This is a genomic window from Streptomyces sp. NPDC056987 (assembly GCF_042673865.1).
Classification (GTDB): Bacteria; Actinomycetota; Actinomycetes; order Streptomycetales; family Streptomycetaceae; genus Streptomyces.
In genome coordinates this window covers 102,156-111,757 of the sequence record NZ_JBHURV010000032.1, presented here as the reverse complement: position 1 = coordinate 111,757, position 9,602 = coordinate 102,156, and the positions used below count along the sequence as shown (strand labels likewise).

Sequence of the window (9,602 nt, the reverse complement as noted above, 5' to 3'; positions counted from 1 at the left end):
GCCGCGGCCGATGATGATCAGGCGGTCAACGGTGAGTGCGGTCTCGCTCATGAGGTGGGAGGAGATGAAGACCGTACGGCCCTCCGCCGCGAGGGACTTGAGGAGGTTGCGGATCCACAGGACGCCCTCGGGATCGAGCCCGTTGACCGGTTCGTCGAGGATCAGGGTGGCCGGGTCGCCGAGGAGCGCCGCCGCGATGCCCAGCCGTTGGCCCATGCCCAGCGAGAACCCCTTCACCCGCTGCCGGGCGACCGCCGTGAGACCGGCCAGCTCCAGGACATCGGTGACGCGCCGCCGCGGGATGCCGTGGGTGTGGGCGAGCGCCAGGAGGTGGTCCTGGGCGCTGCGGCCCGGGTGGACGGAGCGGGCCTCCAGCAGGGCGCCGACCTGGGTGAGCGGGGCGGGGTGGGCGGCGTAGGAGCGGCCTGCGACGGTGGCCCGGCCGCGGGTGGGGGCGTCGAGGCCGAGCAGCATGCGCAGGGTGGTGGACTTGCCGGCGCCGTTGGGGCCGAGGAAGCCGGTGACGGTTCCCGGTCCGACGGTGAAGGTGAGGTCGTCGACGACGGTCCTGTCGCCGTACCGCTTGGTGAGGCCCGCTGCTTCGAGGCCGTGTGTGCTGGTCATGGGCTCGACGGTAGGCAGCGGGCGGGCGCGGATCGTCGTACCGGGGACGGGTGATGGGGTGGTGCGTAGTACCGGGGATGTAGGGGCCGGCCGGGGCGCGCGCCGTCGCGGGTGGCGCCGCGGGTGGCGGCGTGCCCCGGACCGCGCGCGGGGAGAAACCCCGTTGCGGGTGGGGCCCGGGCGCGCGGAGGATCGGTGCATGAACCACGTGATACGGGCGGTACGGCCCGGAGAATGGGCCAGGGCCAGGGAACTCCGGCTCGACGCGCTCCGGGACCCGGCGGCGCCGGTGGCCTTCCTGGAGACGTACGAGCAGGCCGTGGAGTACCCCGACGCCGTCTGGCGGGAGCAGGCGACCGGCTTCTCGGCACGGCACGGGACCCGTTCCCGGCAGTTCGTCGCCGAGGCCCCGGACGGGAGCTGGTCGGGGTCGGTGGCCGTGCTGGTCGAGGAGGCCGGGCGCGAGGACTTCTTCGGCGCCCGCGTCGAGCGGGACCAGGGGCAGCTCGTCGGCGTCTTCGTACGGCCGGAGCACCGCGGTGGCGGGGTCGTCGGGGCGCTGGTCGGGGCGGCGCTCGACTGGGCGTGGGCGCTGGAGGACCCGCGGCTCGCGCGCGTACGGCTCCACGTGAACGACGGGAACCCGCGGGCCGCGGCCGCGTACCGCAAGCTCGGCTTCGTACCGACGGGCGGGTGCGTCCCGATGGCGGGGGATCCCTCGGCGAAGGAGCTGGAGCTGGCGGTCGGGCGGCCCTGAGGGGAAGGGGTGGCGGGCGTGGTGTGATGGTGGCGTGAGCCGCGCCGCAGAAGAGACCAACCGCCGCATGCTGCGGGCCAGGGACGCGATGGACCGCTCGTACGCGCAGCCGCTGGACGTTCCGGCCCTGGCCAGGATCGCCCATGTGTCACCGGCGCACTTCACCCGCACCTTCCGGGCGACGTTCGGCGAGACGCCGCACCGCTACTTGCAGCGCCGCCGGGTCGAGCGGGCGATGTTCCTGCTGCGGGAGAGCGATCACAGCGTGACGGACATCTGCTTCGAGGTCGGCTTCGGCAGCCCGGGGACCTTCAGCCGTACGTTCCACGACATCGTCGGCCGGTCACCGCGGGACTACCGCAAGGGGGCGAGGGAGGCGCCGGACGGGGAGGCCGCGGACGGGAGGGGCGCGGATGGGGAGGTCGCGGCCGCGACGGCAGCGGTGGGCGTACCGAACTGCTTCACCATGGCGTGGACGAGGCCGAGCACTTTTGGATAAGTTTTCGCCGGGCTCGCGCACTAGCGTGATGTGCATGTTCAACGCCATCACGCACTCGCAGATCTACGTACTCGACCAGGACGAGGCCCTCGACTTCTACGTCGGCAAGCTCGGCCTCGAAGTCAATGCCGATGTCGACCTCGGCTTCATGCGCTGGCTCACGGTCAATGTCCCCGGCCACCCGGACCGCCAGGTGCTGCTGGAGAAGCCGGGGCCTCCGGCCATGTCCGAGGAGACGGCCCAGCAGGTCCGTGAGCTGGTCACCAAGGGCGCGACGGGCGGCTCGCTCATCTTCAGCACGGACGACTGCCGCACGACGTACGAGACGCTGCTGGCCCGGGGCGTGGAGTTCACGGAGGAGCCCACGGAGCGTCCTTACGGGATCGACTGCGGCCTCCGTGACCCCTTCGGCAACAGTATCCGCTTCACGCAGCCCGTCGGCTAATAACCGGCGCCCGGCAGCTCCCGCTGGGGCCAGCGGTCCTTGCCCTGCTGCCGGGAGCGCAGCAGGGCGAGCGTCGGCATGCCTCGGTCCTGGCCGGTGGCGAGCAGCTCCGGGACCAGAGGGAACGGGGCTACCGCGGCCACATCCTCCAGGACGAGGGACATTGGTGGGTCGAGCCGACCGTCAGATGACCGTGCGGCCATGCGGCGGCCGTGCTCGACCACGCTTGAGGTGAGTGCGGTGAGCAGCGGCATCGCACCCGGGCGGGCGCGGGGATCTTCGATCGGCTCGCCCACCACATAGAGCGTGCCCCCCTCGCTCACAAAAGAATCCAGCGCGAGGGCATCGGTTCTGTTCGGCGTGCAGGCGTCGCGGATGTGCACCGATGAGAGGGCGGCGAGCGCGCGGGCCGTCAACTGCTGGGCGACGTCGCGGCGTTCGGGGTGCGCGGTGAGGGCGGACTCCAGCAGTCCGGCGAGGCCGGAGGCGGCCTTGGGGTGCGTACGGAGGATCCGTACGGCTTCCTGGGCGCCTCCGCCCTGTGCCCAGCGCAGCACCTGTTTCACCGGCCGCCCGTCCACGGCCGCGGCATGCAGCCAGCAGCGCAGCAGCGTCTCGGCCGTGTCGGCCATGGCGGCGTCGAGCAGTGCGCGCGGGCGTACGGGGGAGAGCAGGGCGGTCGCGCGGGCGCCGGCGACGGCGGGGTCCTCGCATCCGGCGGTGGGGGACCAGTGGAGCCGGTCGGGGGTGTTGCAGAGGTGGCCCGGGTCGTAGACGAGGACGGGGCCGAGCTTGGCGCGCGCGTCCTTGGTCTCGTCCCAGACGGCGGGGGCGGAGGTGACGACGAGGGCGGGGCCCGCGGCGTCCAGGACGGCCTGGACGGCGGCGGGGCGGCGGGTGGCGGGGTCGCCGTACCGTACGCGCGGGGCGGGGACGGACACCGTGGCGGGGGCGGGCGCGGCGGTCTGCGCGGGGGGTGGCTCCTGGAGCGGGGCCGATGCCGGGTGCGGGGGCGGTGCGGAGGCCGGGGCGGGCACGGGGGCCGGTTCCTGGGCCTGACCCTGAACCGGTGCCGGGCCTGGTGTCGAGCCCGGTCTCCCCTGTGGGGCGTGAAGCGGGTCCCGCGTCGGCGGCGCGTGTTCCAGGGCGGGTTCCGGTGCCGGCTCGTGGACGGGGTGGTGGGCTTGCGCGGGAGCCGGCGCGGGGGTCTGCCGGGGTACGGCGTCCCGTGGGTCCCGTGGGTCCCGTACGTCCCGTGGGTCCCGTACGTCCCGGGTGTCCCGGGTGTCCCGGGTGTCCCAGCCGTGCTGTGCCTCGCGTTCGTTCTGTCCGTACCGTTCGTACCGTGCGTCCTCCGTGCCCCGTCCGTCCCGCTCGTCGCGTGCGTCCTGCTCGTACCGCTGTTGCTCCTTGCGTCTCGCCCGTACCACCCGGTACCGCGCCGTCACCCCGAGCACGAACACCGTCAGGACGGTCAGCACCATGAGCTGGCTGATCAGCAGGCCCCAGAACAGCCCGTATCCCGACAGCTCCCCCGGTGGGGTCTCCGGCCAGGCGCCCGGGAGGTCGTGGGGTGCGGAGGCCAGTTCGCGCATGGCCATGGGCGTACGGACGAAGGTCACGCCCTGTGGCCAGGCGCCGTGGGTGAACAGTCCCGCCAGCCCCGTGGCCGTCCAGACCAGCAGCGTCAGCCCGAGCAGGAAGCCCAGCAGGCCCACCAGCAGCCCGTCGGGGATGCCGCCCGGCCCGCCCTGGCCGCCCGGTCCTGGCCGCCGCTCCTCCTGGTGGCGCGACATGTCATGCCACCGTCGACTCGGAGGACTCGTTGTACTGCCGTTGCCGTTCGAGCAGGGCCGCCCGCTGTTCCGCCTCCCACTCCGCGGCCCGCATGTCCTCGTGCGGCTCGCGCGGTTCGTACGGAGCCGGTGGCAGCAGTCCGGCGCGCCGGGCCTGGGCCGCGTCGGCGGCGTCCGACGCCTCGGAGTTCTCGGTCATCGCCCGGTCGGTGAAGACCAGCGGCCGTTCCGCCTCCGTCACCAGGTGTTTGACGACCTGGACATTGCCGTTGACGTCCCAGACCGCGATGCCGGGGGTGAGCGTCGGGATGATCTCCACCGCCCAGCGGGGCAGGCCGAGGACCCGGCCCGTCGCTCTGGCCTCGTCGGCCTTCTGGGCGTAGATCGTCCGGGTCGACGCCATCTTGAGGATGGCCGCGGCCTCGCGGGCCGCCGCCCCGTCGACCACGTCGGAGAGGTGGTGGACGACCGCCACGAAGGAGAGGCCGAGCCGCCGGCCGAACTTCAGCAGCCGCTGGAAGAGCTGGGCCACGAAGGGCGAGTTGATGATGTGCCAGGCTTCCTCGACGAGGAAGATGCGCTTCTTGCGGTCGGGGCGGATCCAGGTGTGCTCCAGCCAGACGCCGACGATCGCCATCAGGATCGGCATCGCGATCGAGTTGCGGTCGATGTGCGAGAGGTCGAAGACGATCAGCGGGGCGTCCAGGTCGATGCCGACGGTCGTCGGGCCGTCGAACATGCCGCGCAGGTCACCGTCGACCAGCCGGTCCAGGACCAGGGCGACGTCGAGGCCCCAGGCCCGTACGTCGTCCAGGTCGACGTTCATGGCCTGGGCCGACTCGGGTTCGGGGTGGCGCAGTTGCTCGACGATGTCCATCAGCACGGGCTGCCGTTCGACGATCGTCTCGTTGACGTAGGCGTGCGCGACCTTGAGGGCGAAGCCGGAGCGTTCGTCGAGGCCGTGGCCCATGGCGACTTCGATGATCGTACGGAGCAGGGCGAGCTGCCCGGTGGTGGTGATCGACGGATCGAGCGGGTTGAGCCGGATGCCGTCGTCGAGGGCGGCCATCGCGTCGAGCCGGATGGGGGTTATGCCCAGTTCCTGGGCGATGAGGTTCCACTCGCCGGCGCCGTCCTCGCCCTGGGCGTCCAGGACGACGACCTGGCGGTCGCGGAAGCGGAGCTGGCGCAGGACGTAGGTCTTCTCCAGGGCCGACTTGCCGTTGCCGGACTCGCCGAGGACCAGCCAGTGCGGGGCGGGCAGCTGCTGTCCGTACAGCTGGAAGGGGTCGTAGATGTAGCCCTTGCCGCTGTAGACCTCACGGCCGATGATCACACCCGAGTCGCCTAGGCCGGGGGCGGCGGTGGGCAGGTAGACGGCCTGGGCCTGGCCCGTCGACGTACGGACGGGCAGCCGGGTCGTCTCCACCTTCCCGAAGAGGAAGCTGGTGAAGGCTTCCGTGAGGACGGACAGCGGATCTCGCACCACAGGCCCCTTTCGACTCTTCCTACGGCGGCTACGGCGGATGTGACGGGTACAGCGGATAGGGCGGGTACGGCGGACAGGGCAGGTGAGGTGGACAGGGCGGGTACGGCGGGTACGGCGGTGAGGGATGCCGTGGCCGCCGGTGTCAGCGGCGGATACCGGTCGCGAACGGCAGGGTGTTCACGAAGGCCCGGTGGTGCTCGCGGTCGCACCACTCCAGCTTCAGGTACGACTTGCCGGCCGACGCTCTGATCGTCCGCTTGTCCCTGGCCAGGGCCTCGGGGGACCTGGACGAGACGGTGATGTACCCGACGAGGTTGACCCCCGCCGCCCCGCTGGCGAGGTCCTCGCCCCGCTGGTCCAGCCGGCCGTGCGCGGCGATGTCGCGCGGGTCGACCGTACGGTTCATCTTGGCGGCGCGGCTGGCTTCCGCGTCGTCGTTCGTCTTCTCCGTCAGCATCCGCTCGATGGCGATCTCGGTCGGTTCGAGGTCCATCGTGACCGAGACCGTACGGATCACATCGGGGGTGTGGACGAGCAGCGGCGCCAGGAAGTTGACGCCCACCGGGGTCATGGGCCACTCCTTGACCCAGGCGGTGGAGTGGCACCAGGGGGCGCGCGTCGACGACTCACGGGTCTTGGCCTGGAGGTACGTCGGCTCCATGGCGTCCAGCTCGGCCGGCCAGGCGTTTCGTTTCGTCATGGCCTGGATGTGGTCGATGGGGTGGTCCGGGTCGTACATCGAGTGGACGAGCGAGGCGAGCCGTCCCTGGCCGAGGGGCTGCCGTACGCGGATGTCCGCCTCGGCGAGGCGGGCGCAGATGTCGGTCAGCTCGCGGGCCATGACGACGGCGAGGCCCGCGTCCCGGTCGAGCTTCTTCGTGCCGGCGGCCGTGCGGGCGGCGCGGGCCATGGCCTGGCCCTCGGCGGCCAGTTCGCGGGTGTAGTGCATGCAGGCGACGAGATACGCGCGGTGCTGCTCGCTGGAGGTGGAGACCATCGACTGGAGCTGGTCGTACGAGTCCTGGAGCCAGCCCGGCGAGTTGGCGTCGCCGCGCTGGGCCACGTCCTTCTCGTGCGCGTCGGGGTCTGCGGGCAGCGTACGGGCGAGCATCTGGAGGCGGGTGACGAAGCCGTCGCCGTTGGCGACATGCTTGAGGAGGGTGCCGAAGCGGTCGACCAGGGCCTCCTGGTCCTCGCTGTCGCGCAGGCCGACGCCGGGGCCCTCGATCTCGATGGCGGCGGTGACGGTGCGCCGGTCGGCGTGGAGCAGGACGGCGATCTCGTCGGGGCCGAACGGCGCGGCCAGCCAGTTGATCCGGCCGATGCCGGGCGGCGGGCCGACCTCGACCTCGCGGCCGTCGGCGCGGGTGCCGGCCTCCATGGCGCCGGAGCGGTAGGCGGTGCCGTTGCGCAGGGTGCGCTTGAAGCTGCGGTTGATCTCGAACCACTTGTAGACCGTGCGCTGCTTGTACGGCATGTAGACGGCGGCGAGCGCGAGGAGCGGGAAGCCGGTCAGTGTCACGATCCGCAGGGACAGGACGGGCACGAGCAGGCCGCACATCATCCCGACGAACGCGCCGGCGATGATCAGGGCGATCTCGCCGGTCTCGCGGTTCTTGCCGACGATCGCGTTGGGCCTGGCGCGGCCGATGAGATACGTACGGCGGGGCGCCATCGGTTGGGACTGGGTCGTCAACGCCCTCCACCTCCAGTGCTGTTGTTGCCGGTACCGGTGCCGCGGGAGCCGCGTGCGCTGTGGGGGGTGGAGCTGGTGGGGCTGCTGCTACGGGGCGGGGGCGTGGCGGAGGGAACCGGCCCGCCTCCTCCGCCTCCGCCGCCTCCGGAGGTGCCGCGGGAGCTGTGGGCGGCGACGCCGCCGGAGACCGGGTTGGCGGGGCGTGCGCCCGCGCCGCCTCCGCCGTCGCCCTGGCCGCCGCGGCCGCTGTGGGTCTTGATGCCCTGCGAGACGAGGGCGGCGGGCGAGCTGATGAGCGCGGCGGCCTGGGAACCGTCGGTGGCCTGCTTGCGGTTGGTGCGGGCGGAGGCGATCTCGTCGCCGAAGCCGGGCACGAAGCGGTAGATCATCGCCGAGGCGAAGATCGCGAGGATGATGATGGCGAGGCCCGAGACGACGGCGGAGAGCGCGTCGGGGCCGCTGTCGGCGGAGAGCGCGCCGGCCAGGGCGAGGACGATCACGATCACCGGCTTGACCATGATGACGGCGATCATGATTCCGGCCCAGCGGCGGACGTGTCCCCACATGTTCTTGTCGACGAGCCCGGCGTAGACGACGGTGCCGAGGAGCGCGCCGACGTACAGGAGGGCCGCCCGGATGACCAGCTCCAGCCAGAGGACACCGGCGGCGAGGATCGACACGAGCGAGACGACGATCAGCATGATCGGTCCGCCGCCGATGTCGTTGCCCTTCTTGAGGGCTTCGGCGAAGCCGCCGAAGAAGACGTCCGTCTGGCCGCCGCTGGAGGTGGAGATGATCTCGGTGACGCTGTCGGTGGCGGAGACGACGGTGTAGAGGATGAGCGGCGTGAACGCCGAGGCGAGGACGGTCAGCCAGAGGAAGCCGATGGCCTCGGAGAGCGCGGTGGTGAGGGGGACGCCCCGGATGGCGCGCTTGGCGACGGCGAGGAGCCAGAGGACGAGCGTGAGGACGGTGGAGGCGGCGAAGACGACGGCGTACTGGCGGAGGAAGGAGGCGTTGGTGAAGTCGACGTTGGCGGTCTCTTTGACGGCGTCGCTGAGCTTCCCGACGATCCAGGCGGCGGCGTCGGCGCAGCCGCGGGCGAGGGAGGCGAGGGGGTCGAGGGCGTCGGTGACGCTGGGCGTGCCGCCGCCGGAAACGCCGGAGTCGCCGCTCTCGCAGTACTGCTTGCTGAGTCCGGACAGCGCCTCGCAGTCGACGTTGTCGTCGTTGGGCGTGGGGGTCGGGGACGGAGTCGGTGCCGCCGCGGCGCGCGTGGCGAACAGGAGAAGTGCCGTCTGAAGGCCCGCCAGTACGGTGACGACGGAGCGTACGCGGCGCCGGGAGCTACCTGGCATAGGTGAAGCCTCCGTACTGCTCGACAGCCTTGCTCATCTCGTCCGCCGTGGACGCCGCGACATCGCCGGGCACAGGCGCCGGGCCGTCCTTCTGCGAGTCCGCGACGATCTTCCAGTCGTCGCCCACCCACTTGAGCTCGAAGGTGCCCGTCTGCCAGGTCGTACGCACGGGGTCCGTGGAGTCGGGGCCCGACATCCCGATCAGGCCCGTGTACCAGACCGACACCTTCGCCGTGTCCCCCGACATGGTCTCGACCTTCGTCCCCACGGGGATCGTCCGGGAGATGAAGTCGCTGCCCTGCGGGGGGTTGCCGTCTTCGTCCAGGCCCAGTTTGCTCAGGAACTCCGTGGAGTACGCGCGGTCCTGCGGCCCCTTCAGGCCGGCCGCCGCCTCGGGGGTGTAGACGCCGTCGACGATGGTGTGGCGGCTGTCCTGGTGGAACATGCCGTTCGAGCCCAGGACCACCGCGTAGTTCGCCGCCGCGCTCGCCGCGCCCTGTTCGTTCCTGGCGAAGCCCGACGGGATCGTTCCGTTCTTGCCCGTCACCGGTTTCACGCCGGTCGCCGCCGTCGGGTCCGCGCCCGCGCCCGCCGCGCCCTTGGTGCCGTTGCTGCCGGTGGTGCCGCTGCCGCCGCGGTTCACGAACGCGATGGCGGCGATGAGCAGGACGACGACGCCCACCACGGTGACGAGGGAGCGCGAGGTCCGGGCCGGGCGGCGCGGGCCGCCGTAGGGGTCGGTGCCTCTGCCGTCGGGCAGGCGGGTACGGGTCTGGCCCGAGCCGCCGAAGCCGTCGCCCTTACGGCCCGGGTCGCCGCCGTAGCCGTGCTCGTCGCCGAAGCTCATGCCGGGTACGCTCCCTCAGCCGTGTGCGATTCCGCGTAGTACGACGGTAGCCGTGCTGGTTCCCGCGCGGGCGCGGTGTGGTGACTCGACA

At 72.0% G+C, this 9,602-nt stretch carries 9 protein-coding genes; 3 read left to right on the top strand and 6 right to left on the bottom strand.

What is annotated here, in order from left to right:
• Window positions 1-624 (bottom strand): ATP-binding cassette domain-containing protein (locus tag ACFTZC_RS30750; protein ID WP_382895210.1); only part of this gene is annotated, 624 nt, incomplete at its 3' end.
• A 199-nt stretch (window positions 625-823) separates the two neighbouring features.
• Between ACFTZC_RS30750 and ACFTZC_RS30745 the strand changes: the two genes are divergently transcribed.
• The 3 genes from ACFTZC_RS30745 to ACFTZC_RS30735 are packed head-to-tail and all read left to right on the top strand — an operon-like array spanning window position 824 to window position 2,325.
• On the top strand, window positions 824-1,381 hold the full coding sequence (locus ACFTZC_RS30745; RefSeq protein ID WP_382895209.1) for a GNAT family N-acetyltransferase: 558 nt from the start codon (window positions 824-826) through the stop codon (window positions 1,379-1,381).
• Between the two features lie 34 nt (window positions 1,382-1,415).
• On the top strand, window positions 1,416-1,880 hold the full coding sequence (locus ACFTZC_RS30740; protein WP_382895207.1) for a helix-turn-helix domain-containing protein: 465 nt from the start codon (window positions 1,416-1,418) through the stop codon (window positions 1,878-1,880).
• A 34-nt stretch (window positions 1,881-1,914) separates the two neighbouring features.
• Window positions 1,915-2,325 (top strand): VOC family protein, encoded by a 411-nt coding sequence (locus ACFTZC_RS30735; RefSeq protein ID WP_382895205.1) that lies wholly within the window; start codon window positions 1,915-1,917, stop codon window positions 2,323-2,325.
• On the opposite strand, the gene ACFTZC_RS30730 is transcribed toward ACFTZC_RS30735, so the two are convergent.
• The 5 genes from ACFTZC_RS30730 to ACFTZC_RS30710 all read right to left on the bottom strand — a co-directional run bounded on the left by ACFTZC_RS30730 (window position 2,322) and on the right by ACFTZC_RS30710 (window position 9,511).
• On the bottom strand, window positions 2,322-4,121 hold the full coding sequence (locus ACFTZC_RS30730) for a type VI secretion protein (protein ID WP_382895203.1): 1,800 nt from the start codon (window positions 4,119-4,121) through the stop codon (window positions 2,322-2,324). The two genes, ACFTZC_RS30735 and ACFTZC_RS30730, sit on opposite strands and share 4 nt — an antisense overlap.
• Before the next feature lies 1 nt (window position 4,122).
• Entirely contained in the window at window positions 4,123-5,607 is a 1,485-nt protein-coding gene (locus ACFTZC_RS30725; RefSeq protein WP_382895202.1) for an ATP-binding protein, read from the bottom strand.
• A 145-nt stretch (window positions 5,608-5,752) separates the two neighbouring features.
• Complete coding sequence (locus ACFTZC_RS30720; RefSeq protein WP_382895200.1) at window positions 5,753-7,306, bottom strand: SCO6880 family protein; 1,554 nt, start codon at window positions 7,304-7,306, stop codon at window positions 5,753-5,755.
• The gene (locus ACFTZC_RS30715) at window positions 7,303-8,664 is read right to left on the bottom strand and encodes a hypothetical protein (protein ID WP_382895198.1); all 1,362 of its coding nucleotides are present in this window, start codon (window positions 8,662-8,664) and stop codon (window positions 7,303-7,305) included. Before ACFTZC_RS30715 ends, ACFTZC_RS30720 begins: the two co-directional genes overlap by 4 nt.
• Window positions 8,654-9,511: a hypothetical protein gene (locus tag ACFTZC_RS30710; RefSeq protein WP_382895196.1), complete on the bottom strand. Its 858-nt coding sequence runs from the start codon at window positions 9,509-9,511 to the stop codon at window positions 8,654-8,656. The genes ACFTZC_RS30715 and ACFTZC_RS30710 overlap by 11 nt, the downstream gene beginning before the upstream one ends.
• Window positions 9,512-9,602 lie beyond the last annotated feature (91 nt).

Excerpts from the sequence above, each read along its gene's own strand:
- ACFTZC_RS30710 (WP_382895196.1), bottom strand. The coding sequence starts at position 9,511 with ATGAGCTTCGGCGACGAGCACGGCTACGGCGGCGACCCGGGCCGTAAG.
- ACFTZC_RS30715 (WP_382895198.1), bottom strand. The coding sequence starts at position 8,664 with ATGCCAGGTAGCTCCCGGCGCCGCGTACGCTCCGTCGTCACCGTACTG.
- ACFTZC_RS30730 (WP_382895203.1), bottom strand. The coding sequence starts at position 4,121 with ATGTCGCGCCACCAGGAGGAGCGGCGGCCAGGACCGGGCGGCCAGGGC.
- ACFTZC_RS30735 (WP_382895205.1), top strand. The coding sequence starts at position 1,915 with ATGTTCAACGCCATCACGCACTCGCAGATCTACGTACTCGACCAGGAC.
- ACFTZC_RS30745 (WP_382895209.1), top strand. The coding sequence starts at position 824 with ATGAACCACGTGATACGGGCGGTACGGCCCGGAGAATGGGCCAGGGCC.